The organism is Candidatus Baltobacteraceae bacterium (assembly GCA_035502855.1).
GTDB lineage: Bacteria > Vulcanimicrobiota > Vulcanimicrobiia > Vulcanimicrobiales > Vulcanimicrobiaceae > Aquilonibacter.
Genome location: DATJTX010000025.1, coordinates 40,537 through 67,428 on the forward strand (window position 1 = coordinate 40,537; position 26,892 = coordinate 67,428).

General features: G+C 63.3%; 25 protein-coding genes. 14 read left to right on the forward strand and 11 right to left on the reverse strand.

What is annotated here, in order from left to right; translation table 11 throughout:
- The first annotated feature begins 10 nt into the window (after positions 1-10).
- Entirely contained in the window at positions 11-991 is a 981-nt protein-coding gene (bioB, locus tag VMF11_10440; protein HTU70722.1) for a biotin synthase BioB, read from the forward strand.
- Positions 992-996: 5 nt separating this feature from the next.
- Entirely contained in the window at positions 997-2,484 is a 1,488-nt protein-coding gene (locus VMF11_10445; protein HTU70723.1) for an aminotransferase class I/II-fold pyridoxal phosphate-dependent enzyme, read from the forward strand.
- Positions 2,485-2,762: 278 nt separating this feature from the next.
- Here the strand turns inward: VMF11_10445 and VMF11_10450 are convergent, their stop codons facing one another.
- Positions 2,763-3,107, reverse strand: a complete 345-nt coding sequence (locus VMF11_10450) for a hypothetical protein (GenBank protein HTU70724.1) — start codon at positions 3,105-3,107, stop codon at positions 2,763-2,765.
- Between the two features lie 38 nt (positions 3,108-3,145).
- On the opposite strand from VMF11_10450, the gene VMF11_10455 reads away from it, so the two are divergent.
- Genes VMF11_10455 through VMF11_10465 form a run of 3 tightly spaced genes read left to right on the forward strand, consistent with a single transcriptional unit; the run spans position 3,146 to position 5,051 of the window.
- Positions 3,146-3,589, forward strand: a complete 444-nt coding sequence (locus VMF11_10455; GenBank protein ID HTU70725.1) for a ribonuclease HI family protein — start codon at positions 3,146-3,148, stop codon at positions 3,587-3,589.
- An 11-nt stretch (positions 3,590-3,600) separates the two neighbouring features.
- The gene (locus tag VMF11_10460) at positions 3,601-4,263 is read left to right on the forward strand and encodes a hypothetical protein (GenBank protein HTU70726.1); all 663 of its coding nucleotides are present in this window, start codon (positions 3,601-3,603) and stop codon (positions 4,261-4,263) included.
- Positions 4,260-5,051 carry a polysaccharide deacetylase family protein gene (locus tag VMF11_10465; protein HTU70727.1) on the forward strand — a complete coding sequence of 264 codons (792 nt, stop codon included), beginning with the start codon at positions 4,260-4,262 and terminating at the stop codon, positions 5,049-5,051. Before VMF11_10460 ends, VMF11_10465 begins: the two co-directional genes overlap by 4 nt.
- Here VMF11_10465 and VMF11_10470 read toward each other — a convergent pair.
- Positions 5,020-5,313 (reverse strand): DUF3465 domain-containing protein, encoded by a 294-nt coding sequence (locus tag VMF11_10470; protein HTU70728.1) that lies wholly within the window; start codon positions 5,311-5,313, stop codon positions 5,020-5,022. The genes VMF11_10465 and VMF11_10470 overlap by 32 nt on opposite strands.
- A 53-nt stretch (positions 5,314-5,366) precedes the next feature.
- On the opposite strand from VMF11_10470, the gene VMF11_10475 reads away from it, so the two are divergent.
- Positions 5,367-5,918 (forward strand): GNAT family protein, encoded by a 552-nt coding sequence (locus VMF11_10475; protein HTU70729.1) that lies wholly within the window; start codon positions 5,367-5,369, stop codon positions 5,916-5,918.
- On the opposite strand, the gene VMF11_10480 is transcribed toward VMF11_10475, so the two are convergent.
- Positions 5,915-6,376: an NUDIX hydrolase gene (locus tag VMF11_10480; protein HTU70730.1), complete on the reverse strand. Its 462-nt coding sequence runs from the start codon at positions 6,374-6,376 to the stop codon at positions 5,915-5,917. The two genes, VMF11_10475 and VMF11_10480, sit on opposite strands and share 4 nt — an antisense overlap.
- A complete protein-coding gene (locus VMF11_10485; protein HTU70731.1) occupies positions 6,373-7,407 on the reverse strand; it encodes a glycosyltransferase family 1 protein in 1,035 nt (344 codons plus the stop codon). The genes VMF11_10480 and VMF11_10485 overlap by 4 nt, the downstream gene beginning before the upstream one ends.
- 41 nt (positions 7,408-7,448) lie before the next feature.
- On the opposite strand from VMF11_10485, the gene VMF11_10490 reads away from it, so the two are divergent.
- Complete coding sequence (locus VMF11_10490; protein ID HTU70732.1) at positions 7,449-8,603, forward strand: glycosyltransferase family 9 protein; 1,155 nt, start codon at positions 7,449-7,451, stop codon at positions 8,601-8,603.
- On the opposite strand, the gene VMF11_10495 is transcribed toward VMF11_10490, so the two are convergent.
- Positions 8,600-10,102, reverse strand: a complete 1,503-nt coding sequence (locus VMF11_10495; GenBank protein HTU70733.1) for a DHA2 family efflux MFS transporter permease subunit — start codon at positions 10,100-10,102, stop codon at positions 8,600-8,602. The two genes, VMF11_10490 and VMF11_10495, sit on opposite strands and share 4 nt — an antisense overlap.
- A gap of 127 nt (positions 10,103-10,229) precedes the next feature.
- On the opposite strand from VMF11_10495, the gene VMF11_10500 reads away from it, so the two are divergent.
- Complete coding sequence (locus VMF11_10500) at positions 10,230-10,523, forward strand: hypothetical protein (protein ID HTU70734.1); 294 nt, start codon at positions 10,230-10,232, stop codon at positions 10,521-10,523.
- Here the strand turns inward: VMF11_10500 and VMF11_10505 are convergent.
- The 3 genes from VMF11_10505 to VMF11_10515 are packed head-to-tail and all read right to left on the reverse strand — an operon-like array spanning position 10,520 to position 12,829.
- On the reverse strand, positions 10,520-11,806 hold the full coding sequence (locus tag VMF11_10505; GenBank protein HTU70735.1) for an ATP-binding protein: 1,287 nt from the start codon (positions 11,804-11,806) through the stop codon (positions 10,520-10,522). The two genes, VMF11_10500 and VMF11_10505, sit on opposite strands and share 4 nt — an antisense overlap.
- Positions 11,803-12,477, reverse strand: coding sequence for a response regulator transcription factor (locus tag VMF11_10510; GenBank protein HTU70736.1), 675 nt, complete (start codon positions 12,475-12,477; stop codon positions 11,803-11,805). Before VMF11_10510 ends, VMF11_10505 begins: the two co-directional genes overlap by 4 nt.
- Positions 12,478-12,529: 52 nt before the next feature.
- Positions 12,530-12,829: a hypothetical protein gene (locus tag VMF11_10515; GenBank protein ID HTU70737.1), complete on the reverse strand. Its 300-nt coding sequence runs from the start codon at positions 12,827-12,829 to the stop codon at positions 12,530-12,532.
- Between the two features lie 115 nt (positions 12,830-12,944).
- Between VMF11_10515 and VMF11_10520 the strand changes: the two genes are divergently transcribed.
- The 5 genes from VMF11_10520 (at position 12,945) to VMF11_10540 (ending at position 23,348) form a co-directional block, all read left to right on the forward strand.
- Complete coding sequence (locus VMF11_10520) at positions 12,945-15,824, forward strand: TonB-dependent receptor (GenBank protein ID HTU70738.1); 2,880 nt, start codon at positions 12,945-12,947, stop codon at positions 15,822-15,824.
- Positions 15,825-15,857: 33 nt separating this feature from the next.
- Positions 15,858-16,799 carry a zinc-binding dehydrogenase gene (locus VMF11_10525; protein ID HTU70739.1) on the forward strand — a complete coding sequence of 314 codons (942 nt, stop codon included), beginning with the start codon at positions 15,858-15,860 and terminating at the stop codon, positions 16,797-16,799.
- Positions 16,800-16,865: 66 nt separating this feature from the next.
- Positions 16,866-17,030, forward strand: coding sequence for a hypothetical protein (locus VMF11_10530; protein ID HTU70740.1), 165 nt, complete (start codon positions 16,866-16,868; stop codon positions 17,028-17,030).
- Positions 17,031-17,236: 206 nt separating this feature from the next.
- Positions 17,237-21,124, forward strand: a complete 3,888-nt coding sequence (gene rpoB, locus VMF11_10535) for a DNA-directed RNA polymerase subunit beta (GenBank protein ID HTU70741.1) — start codon at positions 17,237-17,239, stop codon at positions 21,122-21,124.
- Positions 21,125-21,185: 61 nt separating this feature from the next.
- Complete coding sequence (locus VMF11_10540; protein HTU70742.1) at positions 21,186-23,348, forward strand: EAL domain-containing protein; 2,163 nt, start codon at positions 21,186-21,188, stop codon at positions 23,346-23,348.
- Here the strand turns inward: VMF11_10540 and VMF11_10545 are convergent.
- From VMF11_10545 to VMF11_10555, 3 genes are read right to left on the reverse strand one after another with little or no spacing between them, the layout of a single operon-like run.
- On the reverse strand, positions 23,345-23,695 hold the full coding sequence (locus tag VMF11_10545; protein HTU70743.1) for a hypothetical protein: 351 nt from the start codon (positions 23,693-23,695) through the stop codon (positions 23,345-23,347). The two genes, VMF11_10540 and VMF11_10545, sit on opposite strands and share 4 nt — an antisense overlap.
- Positions 23,692-24,114: a hypothetical protein gene (locus VMF11_10550; protein ID HTU70744.1), complete on the reverse strand. Its 423-nt coding sequence runs from the start codon at positions 24,112-24,114 to the stop codon at positions 23,692-23,694. Before VMF11_10550 ends, VMF11_10545 begins: the two co-directional genes overlap by 4 nt.
- Before the next feature lie 2 nt (positions 24,115-24,116).
- A complete protein-coding gene (locus tag VMF11_10555) occupies positions 24,117-26,141 on the reverse strand; it encodes a TonB-dependent receptor (protein HTU70745.1) in 2,025 nt (674 codons plus the stop codon).
- 61 nt (positions 26,142-26,202) lie between these two features.
- On the opposite strand from VMF11_10555, the gene VMF11_10560 reads away from it, so the two are divergent.
- Positions 26,203-26,853, forward strand: a complete 651-nt coding sequence (locus tag VMF11_10560) for a hypothetical protein (protein ID HTU70746.1) — start codon at positions 26,203-26,205, stop codon at positions 26,851-26,853.
- The last annotated feature ends 39 nt before the right edge of the window (positions 26,854-26,892 follow it).

The following is a 26,892-nucleotide window of genomic DNA, read 5'->3' on the forward strand; positions in this document are numbered from 1 at the left end:
AATTTCTTGCTTGCACCCGACGATTGACGCGACGCGCCGGCGCACGCTCGATGAAAAGCTCCCCGCCGATCGCGCGCTGCTCGAAGCGCTCGCGTCGCTGCCGGACGAGGACCTTCCCGATCTGCTGGCGCTTGCCGACGAGGTGCGGGCCGCGCACTGCGGCAACGCGATCGCGGTCGAAGTGCTCTACAACGCGAAGAAGGGCGGCTGCTCGGAAGACTGCCATTTCTGCTCGCAGAGCGCGCGTTTTGCCGGCGAAGTCGAAGCCGAGCCGCTCTCCAGCGTCCAGGGATTCGTCGACGCGGCGCGCGAGGCACATCTGCGCGGAGCCGGCGAGTTCTGCATCGTCGTCGCGGTGCGTGGGCCCTCGGCGCGTTTGCTCGAGCGCGTCTGCGAAGCCGTGAAGATCATCAAGGCGCAGCTTCCGCTCAAAGTGGCGGTGTCGCTCGGCATCTTGAGCGCGGAGCAGGTCGCGCAGCTGGTTGCGGCCGGCGTCGACAAGGTCAATCACAATCTCGAAACCTCGCGGCGCTACTTCCCGCGTGTCTGCACCACGCACACCTTCGACGAGCGGGTGGAGACGTTGCGGCTCGTGCGCGAAGCCGGTCTCGAAGTTTGCTGCGGCGGTATCATCGGCATGGGCGAGACGGTCGAAGACCGGGTCGATTTCTTGTGCACGTTGGCAACGCTCGCGCCCGAAGAGGTCCCGATAAACTTTCTCAACCCGCGCCCGGGCACGCCGTTTCAAGATCGGTCGCTGGTGGAACCGGTCGAGGCGCTGCGCTTCGTCGCGATGGCGCGGCTGGCGCTGCCCAACGCGTTGGTTCGCTTTGCCGGCGGGCGTGAGATCACGCTGCAAGGGCTGCAGGACCTCGGCATGCGCAGCGGCGCGAGCGGCATCGTGCTCGGAAACTACTTGACGACCAGCGGCCGCAGCGATCAAGATGACTTCGCGATGCTTGACCGCCTCGGCTTCGAAGTGATGGCCTAGCACGCTTGGACCAGGAGCGCACCCCGTATTTTCAAGCGCTGCTCGAGTATGTCGACTCGGGCGTGCTGCCGTTCCACACGCCCGGGCACATGCAGGGCCGCGGTGCCGACCGCGCGTTCCGCGAGTTCGTCGGCGATAACATCCTCGCTATCGACCTTACGCCGATGCCGGGCATCGACGATCTCTTGCAGCCGACCGAGTCGATCAAGGAAGCGCAGGAGCTCGCCGCCGAGGCGTACGGCGCCGATCACACGTTCTTCTTGATCAACGGTTCGACCAGCGGCAATCAATGCATGATGATGACCGCGTTGAACCCGGGCGAGAAGATCGCCGTGCCGCGCAACTCGCACAAGTCGATGCTCGGCGGCCTGGTGATGAGCGGCGCGCATCCGATCTACATGCGTCCGGCAGTCGATCAGGACATGCACATGGATAACGCGGTGACGCCGCAAACGGTCGAGCGCACGATTGAGGAGCATCCCGATCTCAAAGCGGTCTACCTCGTCTCGCCCACCTACTATGGCGTCGCCGCCGACTTGGCCGCGATCGAACGCATCACCCACAAAGCCGGCAAACTGCTGTTGGTCGACGAAGCCTGGGGTCCGCATTTCCACTTTCATCCGGCGCTGCCGCTTTCGGCCACGCAAGCGCGGGCGGATCTTTCGATCAACTCGACCCACAAGATGCTCTCGGCCTTTTCGCAGTGCGCGATGCTGCACCAGATCGGCGACCGCGTGCGGCTGGATCGACTCAAGGCCGTGCTCAAGATGTTTCTCTCGACCTCGCCCAATCTGCCGATGGTCGCCTCACTCGACGTGGCGCGGATGCAAATGGCGACCCAAGGCGCCGCGCTGCTCTCACGCACGATCGAACTCGCGCACGAAACGCGCAGCCGGCTCAATCAGATCGACGGAGTCTACTCTTTCGGCGAAGAAATTCAAGGACGTGAAGGCGTCTTCGATCTCGACCCGACGAAGATTACCGTGCGCGTCACCGACTTGGGATACACGGGATACGAAGCGTCGGAGATCCTGCGGCGCCGGTATAACATCCAAGTCGAACTGGCCGATCTCTTCAACGTCGTCGCGCTTTTCACGATCGGAACGACATCCGAAGCCGCGGATCGCTTCGTCAACGCGTTTGCGGAGATGGCGCGCGACGATCGTCCCCTCGACATGTACGCACCCTCGGGCATTCTCGAGCAGCGTCTCCGGCGCGAAACCTACCGGCTCCCGGAGATTCCGCCGATGCGCATGCTCCCGCGCGATGCGTTCTTGGCCGATACGGAGTTCGTCGACTTTCGCAAGTCGGCCGGGCGTATTTGCGCCGAGACGATCTCGCCCTATCCGCCCGGTATCCCGGTGATCGCGCCGGGCGAAGAGATCACCGCGGATCTAATCGACTACCTTCGTCTGGAGCTCAAAGCCGGCGTGCGCGTTCAAGGACCGCACGACGATCGGCTGCGCAAAATCCGGGTTGTCCGCCACCCTTAGGGAAGCTCTGAAGAAGTCCATGCACCGATCGTTATGGCCCCGATGGCCACAGATCCGAGGAGTCGGCGAGGGAGCATAGCCAGGGTGTTCTGTGACCGAGCCGACGACGATGGAGATGCGCCATCGCGACCATAACCCTTCGGGCAAGGGCATTTTCCGGTGCGGGTCTTCGTTGCATCCTCGGTCACAGAGCGCGTTGCTATGCTCCCTCGGATGCGCCTCGATTCGCACCGGAAAATGCTCCTTGCGATCGGTACAGCGACTTCTTCAAAGCTTCCCTAGGGCACGCGAATGCGTTGGTTGGCGTTGTTCATGATGTAGATCTTGTCGGCGTGGCGCACGCCGAGCGCCTTCTGATCGTAGATGATGCCGACGTATTGACCGTCATGCACGTCCTTCATCTGATACGTCGTCTTACCGTCGGCCGAGAAGACTTGATCGAACGCCGGCAGGATCTCGAAGCTCAGCACCTGCTTCGTGCGGGGGTCCTCGACCTTGATATTGTTGGTCGAGACGTGAATCGTCAAGCCGTAGAACGTGCTCGCTGCCCACGCCGGGGTCGCGGTCGCGGCGAGCGAGAGGAACACAAGAGCGGCAAAGCCGCGCAAAAGTACGTGTCGCATGGCTGGATTATACCTACGCCGAACACGCTCGAAACGAGATGGCAACGCTCTTCGACTCTCTCCCTGCCGAGGCGACCCTGTTTGCCGACGGCGGCTCTCGCGGTAACCCGGGACCGGCGGCCAGCGGCGCGGTGCTGATCGATGCCGACGGCACGATTCTCGACCAAATCGGTCGCTATCTTGGCACGGCGACCAACAACGTTGCGGAATGGACCGCCCTCTGTATCGGGCTCGAGCGCGCGGCCGAGCACGGATTTCGGCGTATCGCAGTGCGGCTCGACTCCGAGCTGGTCGTCAAGCAGATGCGCGGCGAGTACCGCGTGAAGCACGCCGACCTGCAACCGCTCCATCGCCGTGCGCAGGCGCTGCTCCGGCGCTTCGAGCACGTCGACATCAAACACGTGCCGCGGAAGCTGAACAAGCTTGCCGACCGGCTCGTCAACGACGTGCTCGACCAGGAAGCGGTCGCGCGGAATCAGTAAGGACGCCCCTCATGCTCCGCCGTACGGTCGTCGTTCCTTGGGCCATCTTTATCTTCGTCGTCGTAATGACTGTTATCGGGATCAAGATCTACGGCGGCGGCGAGCTCTCGCGGCTCAACGGGGTTGCGCGCATCGTGCAGCAGCCGAGCGCCCTGTACGCGGATCTCACGATCCTCTACGACAAGCCGCCGATCTACGAAGAAGCGTATCGTACGAAAGACGTCGAGGGAATTTCGACCTTTCAATACGTGATCCGCACGTACGCCGGAAAGCAGATCTCGATTACCGCTCCGCGCGAGGTAACCACCGACGTGAGTTACTTCTTCGGAAGGCTCGTCCAGGACGGCGTCTGGGATTTGGTCGATCGCCCGCCGCGCGGAAACACGAGCGTCCATTACACCGTGTACGTAAAGCAGCTCGCCGACTTCAAGCAAGGGGATCGCACCGTCACCTTTACGGACCCGCACTATTGGGCGACGACCGCGGGACGGCAGTTCACCATCGATCTGCGCAAAACGAATCCCAACGATCTGCTCAAATTGCGCAGTACGCAGCTCGCCGATCCGCACTACCAACAAATCGTCGATGATTTTCGCAACTTCGGCCCGATCGCGTTCCGCGCGAAGATCGCGGCGATACGTGCTTCGCTGATGCGCGGAACGAACGCGAAATGACGTTTGGTGCGCGCGTCGCGATGCAGACGTTGGTAGCCTGCGCGGCCATGGCGCTCCTCGGGTTTTGGTTCTACGAGTTTTCGGAAAGCCCGAGCAATCAGATCTTCGGGCGAACGCTGGTGAGCGGACCGCGAGACCAACGGGTTGTCGCGTTGACCTTCGATGACGGACCGAACCCGCCGTACACCAGCGCGATTCTGGACGTGCTCGAAAAGGAGCGCGTGCACGCCACGTTCTTCGTCGTCGGCCGGGCGGTGGCAGCCTACCCGGCGGTCGTGCGGCGTGAGGTGCGCGACGGTGACGCGATCGGGAATCACACCTGGTCGCACGGGCATCTGATCTGGATGGACGCGGCGCGCGTTCGTACCTCGCTCGCCCGCACCGACGAAGCGATCTATCGCGCGGCCGGCGTTCGCCCGCGCATCATGCGGCCGCCGTTCGGCGCGCGCGACTGGCTCGTGCTCGACGAAGTGCGGCGCATGGGGTACACGCCGGTGATGTGGTCGGTGCCGCTCGCCAACGATTGGGAACAACCACCGCCGCAAACGATCGCCGACCGTATCGTTCCCTACGTGCGGGACGGATCGATCGTCGTGCTGCACGACGGAAACCGCGGCATCGTCTGCGGCGGCCGTATACCCGCCAAAACGTGCGACCGCCACACCGACATCGAGGCGACGCAGCTGATCATCGACCGGCTGCGGCGCGAAGGGTTCCGCTTCGTCACCGTACCCGAGCTGCTGGCCCGCGGCGGTGCTACGCATATACGCGCCCGCGGAATCGAATGAACCCGCCGGGGTGACGATGCGCGGGGTCGTGGTGCGTCCAGTGCACGATCGGCGCCGGCGCGCCGGGGTCACGCACCATCTCGCCGCGTACCTCGATCCGATCGCCCGGGCTCACCGGCACGCGGGGCGCGATGTCGACGTTGTCGATTACCTCGATCGGGCCGGCAGCGGTTTGGGCCCAGAACTCCTCGTGTTCGGCGTTGGTGTGCGTCCCCATGAAGTACGTAGGGCGGCTCGTGACCGTCGCCATCAAATCGACCATCGTCATCCTCCTCTATGCATGGATCACGCGTGCGAGGGAAAATGACTAGGGCTATGCGGGTCCTCTTGACGGAACGGCTGCGTTTGGTCCCGGTGACCACCCAAAACGCGGCGGTGCTGTGGCAGGTTCTCCAGCAACCGGGTTTGCGCGAGTTTCAGGATCTGCCTGACGTCGATTTAGCGCAGTTCCGGCGTATGGTTGCGGCGCGGCCGGCACGGCTCGAGCAAGGCGCATGGGGCCGCTTCGAATGGCTGATTTTTTTTGAAGGCGTGAGCGAGCCCGTGGGTTGGACGTCGCTGCGCGTCGGCGAGCGCGCCACCGGTTCGGCCGAAGTCGGCTACAGCGTCGTGCAGTCGGCGCGCGGCCGCGGCATCGCAACCGAGTGCGTGCGGGCAATTGCCGCCGAAGCCTTCTCGCGGCTGCACTTGCGCAAGCTGCGTGCCTACTGCGTGCCCGAGAACCGCTCGTCGCGTGCCGTGCTCGCGCGTGCCGGCTTTGCGGAGGACGGCGTCTTACCGCGCGGCGCCACCGTGCAGGGTCAGCCGGTCGACGTCCTCGGCTACGTGCTCGACCGCGAGCAATGGGAAATCCGCCGCTCCGCTTAGCCGGCCTCTTCCGGCCAGACGATCGTGACCCCGGCGTCCGCAACGCCGAAATAGCGCGTCCGATCGCGTAAGTAGCGCATCAGCGGATCGCGCACCACCGCGATCGCGATGCGCGAGGCGAGGCGGTCGATCGCAACCCACTCGACTGCGACGATGTGATCGCTGCTTTTGGGTAACGCGATCGTGCCGCGAACGTCGATCGCGAAGGTCGCGTTCATGACGTGCGTGGCGCCGTCATAACTCTCGCTGATGTACGCGAGCTCGTTCACCGTGGCCGTGAGCCCCGTTTCTTCGCGCACCTCGCGAACGACCGTTTCGGAGAGCAGCTCGCCCGGCGCGACGCGTCCGCCGGGCAGATTCCAAAGCGGCTGCGAATGCGATGCGTACGTCGAGGCGACGAGCAGCGCGCGTCCGTCCGCGATCGCGAGTCCGCTCGCCAATCGGATGCCGGCGCTCACGATGCAGCCTGCTCCAATATTTCGAGTGTCCTTTCCGCGGTTTGCGTCCACGGCATCGCGGCGGCGCGAAGCCGACCGCGCTCACGCAGCGAGGCTGCCAGCGCCGCATCGCCGCGGACGCGCGCGATCGCGTCGGCAAGCGCCGCGTCGTCGTCGGGCGGGACGTAGAGCGCTGCATCGCCGGCGACCTCGGGTATCGCCGCGACCCGTGTCGTAATAACGGGTGTTCCGTGTGCCATCGCCTCCAGCACCGGTAGGCCGAAGCCCTCGTAGCGCGAGGGGAAGGCGAAGAGTTCGGCATCGCGATAGAGCGCGGCCAGCGTCCGGTCGTCGATGAATCCGGGCGTTTCCATCGCGATCGTTTCGCCGCCGGTCAAGCCGTCGCCGCGTGACCCGGCAATCACCAAACGCAGCGATGGGTCGTGCCGCTGGACGCGGTCCATCGCCCGTACCAAGATGTCCACGCCCTTGCGCCGTTCGGCGGTGCCGACGAAGAGTACGTACGGATGCGCGCGCGCGATCTCGGCGCCACTCGTTTGCGGATCGGCCGGCAGATCGACGCCGAGCGGAACCGGCGTGAGCCGCTCGAGCGGAATCGAAAGCTCGCGCGCGAGTTCGGTCGCAGAAAAAACCGAATCGGTAATGAGCGAACGGCAATGGGCGACCGCGTTGCGAAAGATCACTTGCGTTTGCGGTGCGTACCCGGGGATGGCAAAATTGGTCGCATCGTGCAGCGTCGCGACCGCAGGCAGGGTGAAATTCGTCCAACTGCAGCCATTCCACGGAAACCAAAGCACGTCGAGCTTGGCGCGACCGTGCAGCGCGCGTGAGACCACCGCGAAATTTTCCCCGTTGGTTTCCCGGCGGTAACGGCTGCGCACCGTCCACGTGAGCAGCTCCGGAACGATCAGCGTCACCTTGACACGATCGGCAAACGTTCTGTGCCACTGATGCAGGATCGCGCGCAGGTATCGACCGATGCCGCGGTGATCGCCGGGAAGGTTCCAGGCATCGACGCCGACTGAAAGCATTGGCAAGTAGTTTCCTACCAAACGGCCGAAAAGCTTGCCGAATGATGCGTCTCTTCGGTCGCCGCCATACCGCGCCGCCGCCCTATACGATGGAGCTGCCGGTCTATTCCGATGACGGCGGCGCATTCGGCGGGGTAAGGAACCGGCGCGTGCTGATCTACTGGCCGCACGGCTTCGGCGACTTCGTACATCTCTCGCACGTCGTGCCGCTCCTCGAACCCTCGAACGAGTATTTCCTCACTCGTTTCGGTGACGATTTCGTTCATCTCTACGATGAAGGCGAGCGTGTGCGCCCGCTCTTCTCGGGTTCGCGCGCGCTCGGCGACGGGTCGACGTTCGGCGCGTCGCCGCACTTCGGAATCGACCTCGATCATCCGCCGGACGGTGCGTGGCGGCTCGACGTACCCGAGCCGCTCAAATCGCGCATGCTCGATCGCGGCATCGATGCGGTGCTCGTGTGCCGGTATCCGGAGATGACCGGACGCACTCCCTATCCGTGGCAGACCAAAGCCCGCTATCTGGCGAGCCGCATCGTCTCGCCGCAACGGCTTGCCGCGACCGACTTCTCGCTGCCGCTGCGCAGTTCGCTCGCCTTTCGGGCCCCCGCCGGCGTGACCGAACGCATCGAAGCGCGCTTGCGCGACTTCGTCGATGCCGGCGCGCGGCTCTATCTCGTTTCGTCGGGCGGGCACACGCAAGTCGACAAGATCTGGCCCGAGCGCGAAGTTGCGAGCTTCGCGCGCGAGCTGCAGCGGCGCGATCCGCTGGCTCGGATCATGACGATCGACGAGCGCACCAGTGCGGCGATCGGTCGCGAACGCGGCCTCGCGCCGACGAGCACCGATCTCTTCGCGGATCTCGATCTGCCCTTTGCGCACGTGCTGGTGACGCTGATACGCGCGGCGCATGCCTACGTCGGCGTTGCTTCGGGCCCGCTGCATGCCGCGATCGCGATGGGCGGACGGCCGACGATCGGGATCTGGCTTGCGCATTGGCCGGAATATTACGACGAACCGTCTGCGGAAACGCTGCATTTGGTAGGACCGATGGTCTACCGCCGCAAGCTCGACCGGCGCATCGGGGCGTTCACCAAAGCGAACGCCGGCGTCCTGAACTACCGCATCGAAGCCTACCGAAGGCATCCACCCTCGAGCACCGACGTGCTGGATGCACTGGAGCGTTTCTCGGCTAGTTAGTCCGCCGCCGCCACCGCGCCGGCGGGAGCGCCGGCCGTTCGCTGCTTCACACGGATGAGAAACACGAGCGGCGTCGCCAGCGCAAAAATGATTGCGGTCACGCGAAAGAGATAGTCGTAGGCGATCATCGTCGACTGCTGCGCCACGATCGAGGTCAACGTGTTGATCGAGTACCCGTGCGTTTGCGTCACGCCGGACGCGAGCTCGTTCCAGGCGACCGCGGTCTGGTGCACCAGCAGCGTGGTGAGAATGGCTATGCCGAAACTGCCGCCGATTTGGCGAACCAGCGTGTACACGCCGGTTGCGCCGGCCATTTCTGAAATCGGGACGTCGCCGAGCGAAACGGTCGTGAGCGGTACGAACAGAAAACCGAGGCCAAAGCCCTGAATGAGCCGCGGCCAGAAAACGTCCCAGTAGCCGGCGTTGGTGTTCAAACCACCGAGCATCCACGTGGAATACCCGAAAACCAAGAACCCGAATGCGATCGACAGCCGCGGATCGATGCGGTTGAGGATCCGGCCGATGATCAGCATGCTGATCGCGGTCGAGATCGCGCCGGGCAACAGCGCCATGCCGGTATCGAACGCCGTAAAATTCAGGATCTGCTGAAAGAACAACGGCAAGATGAGGTTGGTCCCGAACAGGCCGAAGCCGCTGATGATGCCGAGAATGTTGCCGATCGTGAACGAGCGGTACCTGAAGACGTGCAGGTTCACCAGCGGATGGCGGTCGCGGGTCATTTTCCAGATGAACAGCACGAGGGCGACGATCGAAACGATCGTCAAGATCGTGATCGTGTTCGAGCTATACCAGTCGTCGTGTTCCCCGCGCTCAAGCACGTACTGCAGCGATGCCAATCCGACGGTCATCAGGCCCAGTCCGGTAAAATCGAGGCCGGCCTTCGGCTTCTCGATGTATTTGGGATTGGGAATGAACATCATCGTCATCATGACGGCTGCGATGCCGATTGGGATGTTGATGAAGAAAATCAGCGGCCAGCTCGCATTATCCACGATGTAGCCGCCGAGCGTCGGACCGATTGCCGGGCCGACCATCGCGCCTAGTCCGAAGATCGCCATCGCGGCGCCGCGCCGTTCGGGGGGATAGGTTTCAAAGAGAATCGCCTGCGCGGTCGGCTGCAGCGCGCCGCCGCCGATACCTTGGATCACGCGATAGATCACGAGCTGGGTGATGCTGGTCGCCGTACCGCACAGAAAGGAAGCGATCGTGAAGAGCGCGAGCGAGGCAGCATAAAAGCGCTTGCGGCCGAGGAAGGCGGTGAGCCAGCCGTTGAGGGGCATCACGACCACGTTGGCAAGGATGTAGCCGGTCGCGACCCATGAGACTTCGTCGACCGAGGCGCCCAGATTGCCCCCGATCGTGTCGAGCGCAACGTTCACGATCGTGGTATCGATGATCGCCATGATCAGGCCGAGCATGGTGGTGATCGTGATCAACGCGATCGGGGCGTCGTCGCGGTGGGCGAAAGGGTTGCGCATGGATGTCATTAACCGGCTAAGTATATACGCGGTTTCGGAAAACGCGGCCTTCCGTCCAAAATGCCCGGTCTTAACGCCGGTTTAAACAGCATTGACATAGGCTCGAAGTAGTTGAAAGGATGGTGAGATGGAACTCGAAGTCGATGCCCCAACCAATGACGTGATCGCCATGCACTTGACGATTGCCGCACTCGACCAATGGCTCAAGAACGTCAGCTCCGATCGCAGCGGTCAAGAGCTCGGCCGTGAGATCGCGGCGATGTACCGCGAGATTCATGCCGCGGTCGACGAGATGTCGCCTGACGAGGAAGAAGACGACGCGTTCGAATTCGACGACGAAGACGACGAAGACGACGAAGACGAAGACGAAGACGAGGACGAGGACGAGGACGACGAAGAAGAGGAAGACGAGCGAGATTAGTTCGCGGGTAGGAGCAGGCTGACAACGGCTCCACGGCCGGGTCCGTTCGCCAAACGGACCTCGCCGCCGTGGGCTTCGATCAGAACGCGGGCGATCGAGAGGCCTAGACCCGTTCCGCCGCGCGAGCGCGCGGAGTCCGCCCGCCAAAATCGTTCGGTCGCGTGAACGAGCGCCTCGCCGCAAAATCCGGGACCGTCGTCGGCGACGTCGACGCGCACCCACCTGGCATCGGCCACGATCCGTACGCCGATCGTCCCTCCCCCGCCGTGCGTCGCCGCGTTGTGGAGGACGGCGGTCGTTGCGCGCTCGATCGAATCGCCGTGCCCGCGCACGACGGCTCGGTCGCCATGAACCGCGACCCGAACCTCACGCGCCGTATTTCGCATCCGCTCGGCCACGCGCGTGACGACCGCGGCGACGTTGACGGGTTCGCGCGCCACGACCGCGCGATCGCGCATCGTATCCAGCAAGCCGTCGACCAGAAGCTCGATCCGCGTCAACTCGCCGTCGATCGATTCCAGCGCCGCGCGATATTTCTGCGCGTCACGCGGACGCCGTAATGCCAGATCGGTTTCAGCGCGCGCCACGGCGAGCGGCGTGCGCAGTTCGTGCGATGCATCGGCGACGAAACGGCGCTCGGTTTCGAAGCTGGCCTCGAGCCGGTCGAGCATGCGATCGAAGCTCGCGCACAGGCGCGAGAGTTCGTCGTTGCCGCCGGTCCGTATCCGTTTGGAGAGATCGCGCGCTTCGATCTGCTCGGCGAGTTGCGCGATTCGTTCTACCGGACCGAGCATCGCGTTTGCAAGGGCTCGGGAGAAAAGAGCGGCGATTATCACCAGCACGACGCCGACCAAGCTGAACGTCGTAAGGCTCGCGCGCGCCACGTCGGCGATCCACCGATCGCTCTGCCAGGTTACGACCGTGCCGAAGCCGGCGGTCGTCATGTCGAGTTTGGTCGTCCGCGCGAAGCGATAGCCCGCGGCCTGCGCGCCGGTGGGAACGGCTTCGCCGTAGAAAAGGCGACCCTCGCGGTCGAGCACGGCGATATGCTCTTCCGGCACGTGGAGGCGCTTGATTTGGAGAACATCTCTTGCGTCGATCGAAAGCACGCCGTGGTGAACGTCGGCGATTTCGCCCACCGCGAGCGCAAGCGTCGTCAGTTTCGCGTCGAGTTCGGCGCGAAGCGTACGTTCCAGTACAACAAGCGAGATCGCGGCGAAGACGATCGAGCTCGCGGCGACGAGCACCGTTATCGTGAGCGCGATACGCCGGCGCAGGCTCACCCGGTCGGTCCCAACTTGAACCCGATGCCGCGAACCGTGTGGAGCAGCGGCGGCTCGCCGATCGCACAGAGTTTCATCCGCAACCGGCGCGCATACACGTCGAGGACATTCGAAGCGGGATCGGTGGAACGGTCCCACACCGCATCAATCAATGCCTCCCGCGTCACCGTACGCCCAGCATTGCGCAGCAGCGTCTCGAGCAAGGCGACCTCCTTGGATGTAAGGTCGATCGGACGCTCGCCGCGGCGAGCTTCGCGCGAGCGGCGATCGAAGACGAGATCGTCGCAGCGCAGCAGATCGTCGCTCCAGGTCGGCGCGCGGCGGGCGAGGGACCGAAGGCGCGCGTGCAGTTCATCGAGCGCGAACGGTTTGCGAAGATAGTCATCGGCGCCCGCGTCGAGTCCGTCGACGACGTCGCGAGCATCCACCCGCGCCGTGAGAAGCAGAACCGGCGTACCGATACCGCGTTCACGAAGCTCGCGAAGCACGGCGAGACCGTCGCGATGAGGAAGATTGAGGTCGAGGATCGCAACGTCGTAACACGTCGCGATCAAATAGTCAGCGCACTCGCGACCATCGGGGAGCGCGTCGGCGACGTGGCCATCTTCTTGCAGACCCCGAACGATAAGCCGTCGCAACGCGGTGTCATCTTCAACGATCATCACGCGCATGAGGCGAGCTCTTCAGAACGCGGGTTCGCGTCCCTTGCTCAGGGCGCGATCCTTAATCCTTCGATAAAGTCGCCCCGCCGACGACGAGCTCGTTCAACCGCGGGCTGAACACCAAAGGATGGTCGTTGGCGATCTGCGGCGTCTTAATGATCTTAATGACTTTGAGCGTGTTGGGATCGACGACGGCGATGCTAATCGTGGCGATCAATTTCATCGTGCGAACACCGTCGGCGATCACCAACGCCTCGCTACCCGTGTGCGCCGCGTAGACGCGATCTCGCTCTGCATCGACCTGGACATAATCGAAGCGGCTTACGATCGGAACCGCGTGCGGCGGCAGTGCTACGAGCATAGGCACGGTCAGAATTCTACGGCGCTACCATGACGCGGACATGAACGCCGAAAACATAGCTTTTCTTAAGCGCGCGATAAACGCCAGTTAAATTTCGGGCCGTACTGATTCACATATGAGTGTACGGATTTGTGCGGCACTGTTGCTCGCATTTTCTTTTGTGCTATCGCCGGCGCTGGCGCAGCCCCCCGCCGCCGGGGCCACCGTTACCGGACGAATTCTCGAAACGAGCGCCGGGCTGCCGGTGGGAGGCGCGAGCGTCGCGCTTCGCCAAGGCGAAACCGTCGTCGCAACCACGGCGACGGCGAAAGACGGATCGTTTTCCTTTGCCGGCGTCGGACCGGGCGACTATTCGCTGCTGATTACCGCCAACGGTTACCAGACCACGCTGATCCCGATCTTGCATGTCGAACCGGGACAGGCTGCGGTCGAGATGCAGACGGCGCTTACGCCGGCGACGACCGGTCTGAAACAGATCGCCGTCGTCTCGGTAGCCACCAACACCGCGCTGGCAAGCACGGCGACAATCAACAAGAATCTGAATCCGAGCATTCTGCAAGATCAAAACTACATGCGCGCGGGCGATGCACTGGGAACGGTACCGTTCGTTACATCCACGACCAGCAACTCGGTCGGCGATGATGAAAATATCCAATTGCGAGGCTTCGATCCCTCGGAGAGCGTCGCATTGATCGACGGCCACCCCGTCGGCCCGCTGGGCGCGTGCCCGGCGGCGAATAACCCGATCGGCACCGCCCCGTGCCCGTACAATACCAATGGCAGCCTGTTCGACTACCAGCTCGCAGAGTTTTGGGGCATGAGCAACATCGGCGTCACACTCGGCTCGGGCGCGACCGGGCTCTACGGCGTGCCGACGCTTGCCGGTTCGGTGAACTTCGAGACGCTCAATCCGACGCCGACGGATCACTTCACGCTTCTGCAGGGCTACGGCGATCTGAGCAAGCTGATGACCGGATTCTCGTACACGGGAACCGCCGGAAAACTTGGCTTCGCGGGGGCCTATGGCGTCGAAGGGTCGCAGGGCGAGGTCAACGGCCCGATTTTACAGACCGCGATGCTTTCGGGCGCGGATTTCATCAAATCGCTGGGCGGTAAAGACGCGGCCGATTGTGCCGGCGTTGGTTCGCCGACGGCGACGCTTTACGGCAAGAGTATGCCGCCATCACTTCTGCCCGATGACGTCGCAGCGTGCACGACGGACGTCGGCAGCGACTATATGAACAAGAACGCGCTTGCGAAACTGACGTATCAGGTCGACTCGAAGACCTCGGTGCTCGTCTCATTCTACGGCGCGAATTCCAACGCCAACGGCGTCGGCAACGGAGAGGCTTATTGGATGCCGTATAGCCAGATGCTCAGCCAGGCCAACAGCTACGCTTCGAGCGGCGGCTACAATTTCAAATTGAAGCCGAGTGGAACGGAGACGAATTGCGATTCCGCCGCCAACCCGAATCCGATCGCCGTGCTCTACAACAACGCCGCTGGATTCGAGTGTCTCACGGCGCCGCAGTTCGCATCGGACTTCTCGGGAGCGTGGGACAAGGGGCCGGGCGGTTTTCATAACGATCTAGACCAAGACTATCACGCGCGTATCACGCGCCAAATCGGGGCGGGAACGCTCACGATCGACGGCTACGTCGACACCTACAGCGAGTACAACGAGAAACCTGACGTGGACGATTATCTGGCTGCGGAACAGGATACGTGGTACACGCACGGCGGCCTGATCAGCGACGACTACCCCGGCCGGAAGAACGACTTTACGTTCGGCATGTCCTTCCAACACCAGATGCACGAAACGAACCAGTGGCCCGCCGACGGAGTGCCGTGTTTCGGCAACTGTTACGCCGGGTTTCCGTTCGGCGATACGAACTATTTCATCCACGACACCTATGACGCGAGCAATCACTTCTCGGTCTTCACGGACTTGACGCTCGACGACTCGAAGGTCTCCGGCACGACGAGCTTCGACCCGCGCGTCTCGCTCGTCTACCGGCCTGATTCGGCGAACGTCTTGCGCATCACGGGGGGCGCCGCGTCGATCTCGCCCGATCCGGTCCTGTATACCGGCGGCTTGTATCCGAACCCGGGACTCGGCGCGCTCTACTCGCACCTTTCGGGCGGTATCTTCACCGACATGGTGACGAGCGGCGTTGCTTGCGATGCTCCGGTTCCGGCCGTGAATGCGCCCGGTTCGTCCGTAAGGCCGGAGCAGGCCGACGACATTGAGGCCGCGCTGGCGCATCGCTTCCCCAATCAGGCGACGGTGGAAGTCGATGCCTACAACACGATCGAGACGAATCCGATCATCTCGGGTATCGCGCCGCTCTCCGCTGCGCCGGCGGCGCAACTCGCGGCGTTCAACGCGGCGAATCCCGGCTACTTTACGACCGTGCTCGATACGCTCAATGGCCCCGGCGGCTGCGGCACCGGCTACACGATGAGCAGTCTCGGCGAGATCGTGGCAACGAATTCGGGACAGGCGCAGTATCGCGGCGTGAACGTCTACGCGAAGTACCCGATCACCCGTCAGCTCGAGATCGACGGCAACTACACCGTGCAAACGGCATACTACATGGGCCTCTCGCAAACGGTGTTGCTGAACAATCCCGGCTACATCAACGGTCAGCAGTTCTACGGGATTCCGACCGACACGGCGACCCTCGGACTGGGTTACAACAACCGGCAGGGTGCGTGGACGGCCCGGATCGACGGTTACTACGTCGGCAACAACAACTCATATTATCGTCCGGCCTTCTGGTACGCCAATGCGAACATCTCGAAGACCGTGAAAGATATCACGCTCAACTTCGGTATCAGCAACCTGTTCAACAACGACGCCGGAATTTACCAATACACGAACGCCGGTACGGTGATTGCTCAGAACGGATACTATCCTCCGCCGAATTCGTACAATAGTCTGCTCTCACTCCTCCCCCGTCAGGTCTGGCTGACGACGACCGTCCACCTCTAGCGGACTCCGTCCGATGGACTCGAAGAAGCGCGCATGATTGCATTGCAGTATGCGCGCTTCGGTGAGCCCGCTGAAGTCGTCGTACCGACCGATGTCCCAGTCCCCGCACCGCGCGAGGGTGAAGAAGTTCTGCTCCGGATGGTGCGCTCGCCGATTCACAACCACGATCTGGCGACGATCCGCGGCATCTACGGCGTACGCCCGAAGCTGCCGGCGATCGGCGGCACCGAATTCCTGGGCCGGATCGGCGATAAGCGGTACGCCGGCACCGCCAAAGGCGCGTGGGCCGAGGACATCGTGGCCAATAGCGCCGCGCTGGTGCCGGTGCCCGAGGGGATCGACGACGATCGCGCCTGTCAACTGCTGGCGATGCCGCTCTCGACGCTCGTGCTCTTCGACGACCTGCGCACGCGACCGGGCATGTGGATCGCGCAGACCGCCGCGAACGGCGCTGTCGGCAAGATGCTGATGTTGCTCGCGCAGCGCCATGGCGTGAACATCGTCAATTTCGTTCGGCGTCCCGAGGCTGCGGAAGAGCTGAAGAAATACGGCGCGCGGTTTATCGTCGTGACCGATCACGAAGGGTGGGAGAAGGAGGCGCACGAGCTGACCGGCGGCGCGGGATTCGCACGCATCGTCGACTCCGTCGCGGGACCGCAGACGGTGGGTCTGCAAAAACTGCTTGCCCAATTTGGCGAGCTGATCGTTTTCGGCGCCCTTTCCGGCTCCTCGATGAAGCTCGCGCCCGGCTTGATGATCGCTCAGGAGTCGGTCGTTCGCGGTTTTTGGCTGAACGCTTGGATTCAGCGCAACGCGGAAAAGCGCGAAGGCCTGGTCCGCCGAGTTTTCGAGCTTGCGTTGGCGGGCGAGTTGCCGTTGCCGGTTGCCGGAGTCTATCCCTTGCGCGACGCTTCGGCAGCGCTCAAGGCGGCCGAGGCTGCGGGACGCGGCGGCAAGGTGCTCTTCGCCGTGTAAGCCGCACGATGCGGCTCGAGGTTCGAAGCGCAGGAAGCGCGAGCGCCGAAGGCGCACGAACCGTGCGTGGGCGGATTAGGAAGTCATCACACGCATCCGTATGCGCTGCAGGCGCTGGCATTCGTCGGCTCGCTCCTCTTGCCGGGCGTCCTTTTTGCTCTGCTCGGCGGAGCGTGGTGGGAGCAGCTCCGGCGCCGGCGCCCCTGGGTGCCTGAGGGCACCGCGGAGTAGCCGTTCCTCGAAGTAACCGCTCTCGGAGCCGATCCTTGACGCTGCCTCGGGGCGGTGCTAGACTCTTTACCTATGCCCCGGGGCGCCTAAGCCGCGATAATTAAAGAAGGACGAGTCAGCTCCTACGACGAGGGGGACGAGCTCGGCCTCTTTTGCTTGTGCAGCACAGCGTGCCCGAACCCTCAAAGGTCAGTAAGAGAGAGATAATGGCGAAAACGACGGCACCCAAAACGTCCGCGAAAAGTTCCGCGGCGACCAAGGGCAAGTCGAAGCGCACGGAGCGTCCTGCGCCCAATGCCGGCGTAACGACGACCGCCGTGCCCAGCTCGTTCCCGATGGCGGCGGGAGCGTTCACGATCGAACAGCCGCCGGATCCGGGCCCCAAACGCGGACGGCACACGTTTGCGAAGATTCCGCACGTGCTCGAAATTCCGAACCTGATCGAACTGCAGAAGGCCAGTTTCGATTGGTTCAAAACGGACGGGCTGGCGGAAGCGTTCGCGTCGATCTCGCCGATCAAAGATTTCACCGGCAACCTTATCCTGGAGTTCGGAGAGCATTCGCTCGGCGAACCCAAGTATTCGATCGAAGAGTGCCGAGAGCGCGATATGACGTACAGCGCACCGTTGCGCGTTCGCGTTCGTTTGATCACGGCGGAGTCGGGCGAAATCAAGGGCATCCCCGACCAAGAGATCTTCATGGGCGATTTCCCGCTCATGACCGACAAGGGCACGTTCATGATCAACGGCGCGGAACGCGTGATCGTGAGCCAACTCGTGCGTTCGCCGGGCGTCTACTACAGCCAAGACGTCGATACCAACGCGCGCCCGACCTACAACGCGACGATCATCCCCAATCGTGGCGCTTGGATCGAGTTCGAGACCGACAACGGCACCAAAAACGACGAGACCGAAGGCACGATCGGCGTACGCATCGACAAGAACCGCAAGATCTACGTTTCGACGTTCATCCGCGCGCTTTCGCGTCCGGATCTCGGTTTGAATTGGGAGAGCGACGATGCGATTCTCGCGCTCTTCGACAATTCGCCGCTGATTCAGAACTCGATCGACAAAGACAAAGACATCAAGACGCGCGAAGACGCTCTCAAGGAGATCTACAAGAAGCTTCGTCCGGGTGAGCCCGAGAACGCCGAGAACGCGGAGAAGCTGCTCGAGTCGCTCTTCTTTGACGAGAAGCGCTACGATCTAGCCGGCGTGGGCCGCTACAAACTCGGCGGCAAGTTCCACTATCGCATCGAGAATCCCGACGTCGAGGAACGCGCCGCGACGCCGACGATCCAGATCAACGAGTATCGCGGTCTGGAAGAGCCCTCGATCGACGTGCGCTGCCTCACCCGCTCCGACATGATCGCGGTGATTCGCCGCCTGATCAAAGTCGCGACGGGCATCATTGCCAAGGACGACATCGATCACCTGGGCAACCGCCGCGTGCGCTCGGTCGGAGAACTGCTGCAAAATCAGTTCCGCGTCGGTTTGCTGCGCCTCGAGCGCGTCGTGCGCGAGCGCATGACGGTACAAGATATCGAGACAGTCACGCCGCAGGCGCTGATCAACATCCGTCCGGTCGTCGCCGCGATCAAAGAGTTCTTCGGATCCTCGCAGCTCTCGCAGTTCATGGACCAGACGAACTCGCTGGCCGAACTGACCCACAAGCGCCGCCTTTCGGCGCTCGGGCCGGGCGGTCTCTCGCGCGAACGCGCCGGCTTCGAGGTTCGCGACGTCCACCACTCGCACTACGGCCGTATCTGCCCGATCGAAACGCCGGAAGGCCCGAACATCGGCCTGATCGGCTCGCTCGCGACCTATGCGCGCGTAAACAAGTTCGGCTTCATCGAAACACCGTACCGCGTCGTGCAGGACGGGCGCGTTACCGACGAGATCGTGTACCTCACTGCCGACCGCGAAGACGAATACATCATCGCGCAGGCCAACACTCCGGTCGACGACGTGAGCGGTCGCATCACCTCGGACTCGGTCGTCTGCCGCTATGCGGAAGAGTACATCGAAGAGCCGGCGTCGCGTGTGCAGCTCATGGACGTCTCGCCCAAGCAGATCGTCTCGGTCGCGACCGCGTTGATTCCGTTCCTCGAGCACGACGACGCGAACCGCGCGCTGATGGGCGCGAACATGCAGCGTCAAGCCGTGCCGCTGCTGCGTCCCGATGCGCCGATCGTCGGCACCGGCATGGAGTATCGCGCCGCCAAGGATTCAGGCAGCTTGATCGTCTCCGACGTCAACGGTACGGTTGCGTCGGTCGATGCCAAAGGGATCACGGTCAAACTCGACGACGGTACCGAGAAGGTGTTCGAGCTGCTCAAGTTCGTGCGCAGCAACGCCGGTACGTGTATCAACCAGCGGCCGATCGTCAAGCTCGGCGAGCGCGTCGTCGCGGGTCAAGTGCTCGCCGACGGCCCGTCGTCCGACGAAGCCGAGCTCGCGCTCGGACAGAATGTGCTGGTCGCGTTCATGCCGTGGGAAGGCTACAACTACGAAGACGCCATCCTGATCTCCGAGCGGATGGTCAAGGAGGATCGCTTTACCTCGATTCACATCGAGGAATACGAGTGCGAAGCCCGCGACACCAAGCTCGGGCCCGAAGAGATCACGCGCGACATTCCCAACGTCGGGGAGGACGCGCTCAAGGATCTCGACGAGCGCGGCATCATCCGCATCGGTGCGGAAGTTCGTCCGGAAGACATTCTGGTCGGCAAGGTCACGCCCAAGGGCGAGACCGAGCTGACGGCGGAAGAGCGGCTGCTGCGCGCGATCTTCGGCGAGAAATCGCGTGAAGTGCGCGACACCAGTCTGAAAGTTCCGCACGGCGAGAAGGGCAAGATCATCGACGTCAAGGTGTTCTCGCGCGAGAACGGCGACGAGCTTTCTCCGGGCGTGAATCACCTCGTGCGCGTCTACGTCGCGCAGAAACGTAAGATTCTGCAGGGCGACAAGATGGCGGGCCGTCACGGCAATAAGGGCGTCATCGCCAAAGTGCTTCCCGAAGAGGACATGCCGTATCTGGAAGACGGTTCGCCGGTCGACATCGTACTCAACCCGCTCGGCGTTCCCTCGCGTATGAACCTTGGCCAGATCATGGAGACGCATCTGGGTTGGGCGGCGCGCATGCTGGGCATGCACGTCGCGACACCGGTCTTCGACGGTGCCCACGCCGAAGACATCGCCGAATGGCTGCAGGACGCCGGCATGGCGCCCGACGGCAAGACTTGGCTGTGCGACGGGCGTTCGGGCGAACGCTTTTCGCGTCCGATCACGGTCGGCATGATCTACATGCTCAAGCTCGCGCACTTGGTCGACGACAAGATCCATGCGCGTTCGACCGGACCCTACTCGATGATCACCCAGCAGCCGCTGGGCGGCAAAGCGCAGTTCGGCGGGCAGCGCTTCGGCGAGATGGAGGTCTGGGCGCTCGAGGCGTACGGCGCGGCCTACACGCTGCAAGAGCTGCTCACGGTCAAGTCCGACGACGTCGTCGGACGCGTGAAGACCTACGAAGCAATCGTCAAGGGCGAGAACGTGATGGAACCGGGCGTTCCAGAGTCGTTCAAAGTGCTGATCAAGGAGCTGCAATCGCTTGCGCTCGACGTCAAAGTGCTCACCGAGAATCGCGAAGAGATCGACGTGCGCATGCAGGACGACGACATGGGCGATCGCGAGCGTCAGGAGATCGGCCTCTTGATGGGCGACGATCAACCGATACCCTCGCAGACGCAGGTCGCGGCACGCGAGGTATTGGCGGAAGCGGCTGCGCAAGAGGGCGTCGGCGATCCCACCGAGATCGATGCCGACGAGGAAGAGGAGGAAGAGGAAGAGATCGACGACAGCAAACCGCTGGACGCGACGATGCCGCTTCCCGCACCGCCTCCGCTGCCTGCGCGCGAAACGGAGAGTGAGGATCTCTTCGTTGCCGACGAAGAACCCGAAGAGGAAGACGTCGACGGTCAGCAAGGGTACGAGATCGAAGAAGAAGACGAAGACTCGTACGAGGAAGAGAAGCCCTTCGAGGACGAGGACGAGGAAACGACGTTCAGCGAGAACCCGATGGAAGACGACTTCTAAAGGGAAGCCCGGCCGCCCGGCCGGGCTTCTTCGCTTTCAACGGGAACCATAGGCCGAAAGGATGAACTTCGAGTCCGTGCGCTCTTTCGCGCCGCGTCCGGATGGCTGGCACAGAACGGCGGTCTATATCGCCGGATTTTTGCTTGCGTGGCAGATTCTCGCGCCGCTGCCGGACGGCGCCGTCGTCGCGGCCGACGTTCTTCTGCTGCTTTACGCGGGCTGGCGTTGGTGGCCGCTGATTCCGCTCGGCGCCTTGGCCCGCTCCGCCGTCCTCGAACACACGCTTCCCGCGCTTTTATCGACGCTCGTGGTGCAGCTCGTCATCGCCGCGGTGTTTGCGTATGCGGTTGCGTTCGTGCTGACTCGTTTGCGTGTCACGCTCCCGCTGCGCACGCTGCGCGACATCGCCGTCTTTGTCGGTATCATCGGTGTCGCGGCGCCGGTACTCGCCGGTTCTCTGGGCGTCACGCTGCTGGTCGCGATTGGGCACATCGCAACGGACGACGTACCGCGAGCCTTGGCGCAATCGATTTTGGGCACGGTGACGTCGATCGTGGCATTGGTCCCGGCGGTCATCACGCTCGGCGGTTGGCGCGGGCTGAACCCGCCCGCCGAGCATCAGGAGCCGCGCGCGGTCGAAATCGCCGGCTTGGTCGCCGGCATTGCGATCCTGGTGTGTGCCGGTGTCTATCTCGAGTCGCTCACCCACGCGCCGATTCTCGAGGTGCCGGTCGTCGTGATGTGCTGGCTTGCGATCCGGTACGGCATTCGCGGCGCTGCACTGGCCTCGCTCACGGCATGGGCCAGCGCGACCGCGATGCAGCTTCTGCAGGCGCACTCCCCGATGCCGGTTCAAAGCCAGGGATTTCTCTTCGCCTCTTCGCTCACGGCGCTCTTGTTGGGGGGGCTGAGCGAAGAACGGTGGGAATTGGTTGCGCGTCTTTCGCGTCGCGCTTTCGTCGATGAGCTGACGGGCCTGCCAAATCGTGAGCGGCTGGTCGAATGGATCACCCGGCATGCCGATTCCGCGATCGTGCTCGTGATCATGGACGTCGACGATATGCGTCTGCTCAACCAGGGCGTCGGCCGCGTCGCCGCCGATCACGTGCTTCAGCAGATGGCCATACGCATGCGCGGAACGTTTCCGCCCTCGCACATGATTGCGCGGGTCAGCGCCGATGAGTTCGCGGTGGCGGTAGTCGACGATCGCAGCCCGCACGCGATCATGGCGGAACTGCGCGCCTTTTTCGACGCGCCCTTCGAAGCCGACGGGTCACGCGTCTTCATTTCAGTTTCGATGGGCGCAGTGCGGATGATTCGTGCCGGGTCGGCGGACGAGATGCTGCGAAAGGCCGATATTGCGCTCGACCGCGCGAAGGAATCGCCGACGCATGCAATGGTCTATTCACCCGAACTGCAGGTCGGTGAATCGCCGTCGCTCGTGGGCGAATTGCATCGCGCCGTGGAACGGCGAGAGCTCGTCCCGTTCTTCCAACCGATTTTTGCCTTCGACGAGACGACGCGCGACTGGCGTGTAGCGGGAGCCGAGGCTCTGCTGCGCTGGATCCACCCCGAGCGCGGAATCGTTACGCCCTCGAGCTTCATCGAACTGCTCGAACGCCTTTCGATCGGCGAGCACGTCGGCTGGAACGTGATGGAACAGAGTTTGCTGCAAGCCGGGGAATGGCGGCGCGACATTCCGGATTTTGCCGTGTGGGTCAATCTCTTCGCCCGGCAAGTGCTCCATCGGCATTGTCGCGATCGCATACGGGACCTGCTCGAGCGGACCGCGGTTCCGGCCAGCGCGCTGATCGTCGAGATAAACGAGAGCGTGGTTGCGAGTGACGAAGGCGACGTGGCCGCGCTCGTGAGTTCGCTGCGCGAAATCGGTGTACACTGCGCGATCGACGATTTCGGCACGGGCGGTTCTTCGCTCGGACGGGTGCGCGACGTTCCTGCGAGCGTACTCAAAATCGATCGTTCGTTCGTGACGAAGAGCGAAGTCGACAGTAAAGCGCGTGCGGTCGCCGTTACCGTGATGCGCCTGGCTTCGGAACTCGGCATGACGGTCGTCGCCGAAGGCGTCGAGAACACCATGCAGCTCGAAGTGATGCTCGAAACCGGCTGCCAATACGTGCAGGGCTACGCGCTCGGGCACCCGCTTCCGGCCGATCTGTTCGCGCGCACGTTCCTCACGGCCAGCCGCGCAACCTCATCGCACTAACCCGGGGACGCGCGATACGCGGCGAGCCTGCCATTGGAATCGAGGCGCACGACGACGTCCATCGTGCCCTTCGAGAAGTTGGCGCGATACGTGTATTCGTGTTTGCCGGTATCCATACCGAGCAGGGTGAGCCCGGTGTAATTCCCAAGCGCGTGCATCCGATCCGAAAGCACGCCGACGCTCGCACGCGAGACCTGCGCCTGCAACGCATCGTCGAAATAGGGCGCCACGGCGGCGGGGTCGTCTTGATAAACCGCACGCGTCACCGCGCTCGCGGTCGATTGCGGATCGCTCGTCGAGCAGGCGGCAAGCGCCAGCGCAAACGCCAGCGCGAGGGTGCCTCTCACGGCGTACCCCACCCGTACGAGACGGTTGCGGCGCCGTTGCCCGCTTCGCTCGTACTCACGTCGAGCGCCGCAAGTTCCTTACGCTGCGCTTCGACGACACCGTGTTGGTAGGCGATCTCTCGCTCGAGTTCCGCGTTGGCTGCCGCCTCCTGGCGATAGGCGTCTTCGGCCTGATGATAGGCTGACCAGGCGTCATTGCTTTGCTCTTCCGCGGCGGCCTGGCGCTGCGCGTCTTCCGCTTCCTGTTGGTGAACCTTCCGGTTGTGCTCGACGATCAAATACGTCGCGGCCGCAGCGCCCCCGAGCAGAAGCAAGTTGCGCGTGCTTGCCGCACCGTCGGCGCAGACCGGCGTTGCCGGAAAACAAAATGCGAGCACGGCGCCGATGGCGACTCCCGCAATGATCGAGCGCATGTTCATGGTTAGACTCCTCCGCTGTTCCTCGGCGGAGGTTCTTCCCGCGTGCCCGCGCAACCAAACGCTCGCGCGCCGCCCACCGGTGCGGAGAGCGCGAGCGAGATCACCTGCGGCGGACCGTACCGGTCGATGCTGGAGAGATAGTGCGCGTTGGTTACATTGTCGGCAGAAAGCGTCAAGCGAGCGCCCGCCTCGAGCGGAAAGACTGCATGCAATCCCGCCGTGACCGCAGTGCCGAGCGGTTCCTGGTTGAGATCGTCAGCCCACGTCATGCCGAGATAGTCGACGTCGACACCGGTTTGTACCGCGCCGACCTGGGAGTCGAACGCGACGCTCGCCGAGCCCTTCGGCACATACGGCAGTTGCTTTCCAACTTCACCAGGCGTCCCGACGGTAATGCGGGCGTATTGCTGGTTTCCCGAAATCATCACCCGCGAACAGGCGCCGACCGCGCGAACGTACGCGAGTGTCGTGCCGTCCGTTCGGGTGTGAGAGAAATTGCAGCGCATCTGCACCGTGGCGCTGATCGTGCAGAAATCGATCGCGTCGTTCACGTAGGAGTGATTGAAATCGAGCGAGAGTTCGTTCGCGCCGGCGCTCCAATCGAATCCCGAGCTGAGCGACGAACTGCGCTCGGGGACCAGCGCCGAGTTTGGCAGGTACTGCACCGCGCCGATCTGGTAGCCGCGCACCAGCTCGTTCAGATACGGCGCGCGGTATCCGCCGCCGACCGAGGCACGAAAGGCGAGGCGCTTGGTCAGGTCGTAGCGCGCCGCCAAACGGGGAGAGAGCGCGCGATACACGCGCGGCACGATCGGCGTGACGACCGTTCCCTTCTGCGTCGAGGCGTTGAAAAGATCGATGGCGTCGCCGCGCAGACCGCCGATGATTTCGAAGCGTTTGCCGTGCAGAGTTTCCTGCAGAGCAAGCCCCTGCAGATCTTGCGTGCCGCTTCCGGCGACCGAGAAGATGCCGGCGCCGTTATACTGATTGCTCACGCCGCCGACGAACTTGGCATCGCTGTGGACCTCGAAGGTCGAACGGTCGCCCTCGACGATCCAGTCGGCCGAGATGCCGCTTTCGTGGGTAGGAACGTATTGGGTGTAGAGCAGCGTCCCAGGTTTGCTCGGATATTCGTCGGCCTGATTGACGACGAACGCATTGCGCTCGTAATAACCGGCGGTCAGCGTGCCTTGCTTGGTGCTGTGCGCGATTCGAACGGCGTTCTGCACGAGATTTCGCCAGAAGTCGTAGTTGGAACGTCCTTCATATTGATAGTCCCACGCGCCGCGATAGCCGTACTCGAGAATCGTTTGCGGATCGGCGGCGTAGCGCAGGCGAATCGACGCCATGTTTTCCTGCGTCTGTGCCTCGTTGTCGTGGGCGGTTTGATAGCCGGGCGCAAGATCGTCGTATTGGAGCCGCTGGCTGAAGGCTGCGACCGACGCGGAAAGCTTGCCGGAGAGGGGCGCCGTGGCTTGCGCATAGGTTTGAGCGAAGGCGTGCGTCCCGCCGCTGAACCTCAAATAGCCGGCGGCCGGACCGCTGGTTTGCGCCGTGGGAGCGAAGGTTTGCAGCGCGAGCACGCCGCCGATGGCGCCGCCGCCGTAAAGCGCGGAGCCGACGCCGCGCAATAGCTCCGCACGAGTGATGTCGGGCGCCGGATACTCGGCCCAATCGATCTGACCGCCGAAACCGTCTTGCGCCGGTACGCCGTCGGCCAAGACGAGACCACGATCGTTGCCCATCCCTGAGAACGAGACGCGCAATTGTCCGTAGTTGGTGAACATGCTGTTGCTGCGATCGCGATCGAATCCGGGCAACGCCCCCAAGAGTCCGTCGCTGGTCAGCGCGGGCGAGTTCGCGATCGCCTGTGTGTCGAGCAGCGACGCCGGCATCGGCAGCTTGTGCATTGCTTCGGGCGAACCGGTGACGACGCGCACCGTTCCGATCACCGGCAAGGCGCCCGGCGCCGGCGAAGGCGTGGGGCTCGCCGTAGCAACGGCAACGATTACAGCGAGCACGTACATGTTCGGGAGCATTATCAGCCCCGGTAGGTGGTCCCTGGCGTTCGGTGCCGAAGTCTCCCCGATGCGTTGCGCGTCCCGCCTGCCGTTCTTGATCGCCGTTGCGCTCATTGGCGCCGCGGTCGGGGACCCGCTGGTCGAGACGATCGCGAACACCGGGATTCTTGGCCCCGGTTATGCCGACAACGTACATTCCAGCGTGGTGCCCACCTTGATCGCCGGGATCTCGCTCGCGCTGCTGTTATTGGGCTGGCAATGCCGGCGGCTGCTGAGCTGCCGCAGCCGCAGCCCCCAGCGGCCGGGCGACCTGGCCCGTCGCTTCCTCGCGCGCTCGCCGATACGAGACGTTCCCTACGTGGTGATATTGCAGCTTGCCGCGGTCTTCGTCATGGAGAGCTGCGAACAAGCCTTCTGCGAAGGGGGGCTCCTTGGCGGCACGGCTTGGCTCGGCGGCCCGGTACTATTCAGTCTCTTCGTGCACGCCTCGATCGCGACGCTCTTCACGATTCTGATCGCCCGTGCAATGCGCGCGATCGTTCGACGCTGCGCGGTGCTGGTCGAGATCGTTTTCGATCGTATTCTCGGTGCGTTCGGGCGCGAGAACACGACGATCTTCGCGCGGCGCGATGACGCATCGAGACGCTGCCGCACGCAAGTTTTGCACGTTCGTCAACTCGGTGAACGGGCACCACCGCTCCTCATACCCCTGACGTAGACCTACTTCGTCAATCGGCGGGGCGTACGCGCGCCCCGT

Bases quoted from the DNA above. Each gene is read 5' to 3' on its own strand.
- VMF11_10450 (HTU70724.1), bottom strand. From the start codon at position 3,107: ATGCGACACGTACTTTTGCGCGGCTTTGCCGCTCTTGTGTTCCTCTCG.
- VMF11_10455 (HTU70725.1), top strand. From the start codon at position 3,146: ATGGCAACGCTCTTCGACTCTCTCCCTGCCGAGGCGACCCTGTTTGCC.
- VMF11_10460 (HTU70726.1), top strand. From the start codon at position 3,601: ATGCTCCGCCGTACGGTCGTCGTTCCTTGGGCCATCTTTATCTTCGTC.
- VMF11_10465 (HTU70727.1), top strand. From the start codon at position 4,260: ATGACGTTTGGTGCGCGCGTCGCGATGCAGACGTTGGTAGCCTGCGCG.
- VMF11_10470 (HTU70728.1), bottom strand. From the start codon at position 5,313: ATGGTCGATTTGATGGCGACGGTCACGAGCCGCCCTACGTACTTCATG.
- VMF11_10475 (HTU70729.1), top strand. From the start codon at position 5,367: ATGCGGGTCCTCTTGACGGAACGGCTGCGTTTGGTCCCGGTGACCACC.
- VMF11_10485 (HTU70731.1), bottom strand. From the start codon at position 7,407: ATGCTTTCAGTCGGCGTCGATGCCTGGAACCTTCCCGGCGATCACCGC.
- VMF11_10490 (HTU70732.1), top strand. From the start codon at position 7,449: ATGATGCGTCTCTTCGGTCGCCGCCATACCGCGCCGCCGCCCTATACG.
- VMF11_10495 (HTU70733.1), bottom strand. From the start codon at position 10,102: ATGCGCAACCCTTTCGCCCACCGCGACGACGCCCCGATCGCGTTGATC.
- VMF11_10500 (HTU70734.1), top strand. From the start codon at position 10,230: ATGGAACTCGAAGTCGATGCCCCAACCAATGACGTGATCGCCATGCAC.
- VMF11_10510 (HTU70736.1), bottom strand. From the start codon at position 12,477: ATGCGCGTGATGATCGTTGAAGATGACACCGCGTTGCGACGGCTTATC.
- VMF11_10515 (HTU70737.1), bottom strand. From the start codon at position 12,829: ATGCTCGTAGCACTGCCGCCGCACGCGGTTCCGATCGTAAGCCGCTTC.
- VMF11_10520 (HTU70738.1), top strand. From the start codon at position 12,945: ATGAGTGTACGGATTTGTGCGGCACTGTTGCTCGCATTTTCTTTTGTG.
- VMF11_10525 (HTU70739.1), top strand. From the start codon at position 15,858: ATGATTGCATTGCAGTATGCGCGCTTCGGTGAGCCCGCTGAAGTCGTC.
- rpoB (HTU70741.1), top strand. From the start codon at position 17,237: ATGGCGAAAACGACGGCACCCAAAACGTCCGCGAAAAGTTCCGCGGCG.
- VMF11_10540 (HTU70742.1), top strand. From the start codon at position 21,186: ATGAACTTCGAGTCCGTGCGCTCTTTCGCGCCGCGTCCGGATGGCTGG.
- VMF11_10550 (HTU70744.1), bottom strand. From the start codon at position 24,114: ATGAACATGCGCTCGATCATTGCGGGAGTCGCCATCGGCGCCGTGCTC.
- VMF11_10555 (HTU70745.1), bottom strand. From the start codon at position 26,141: ATGTACGTGCTCGCTGTAATCGTTGCCGTTGCTACGGCGAGCCCCACG.
- VMF11_10560 (HTU70746.1), top strand. From the start codon at position 26,203: ATGCGTTGCGCGTCCCGCCTGCCGTTCTTGATCGCCGTTGCGCTCATT.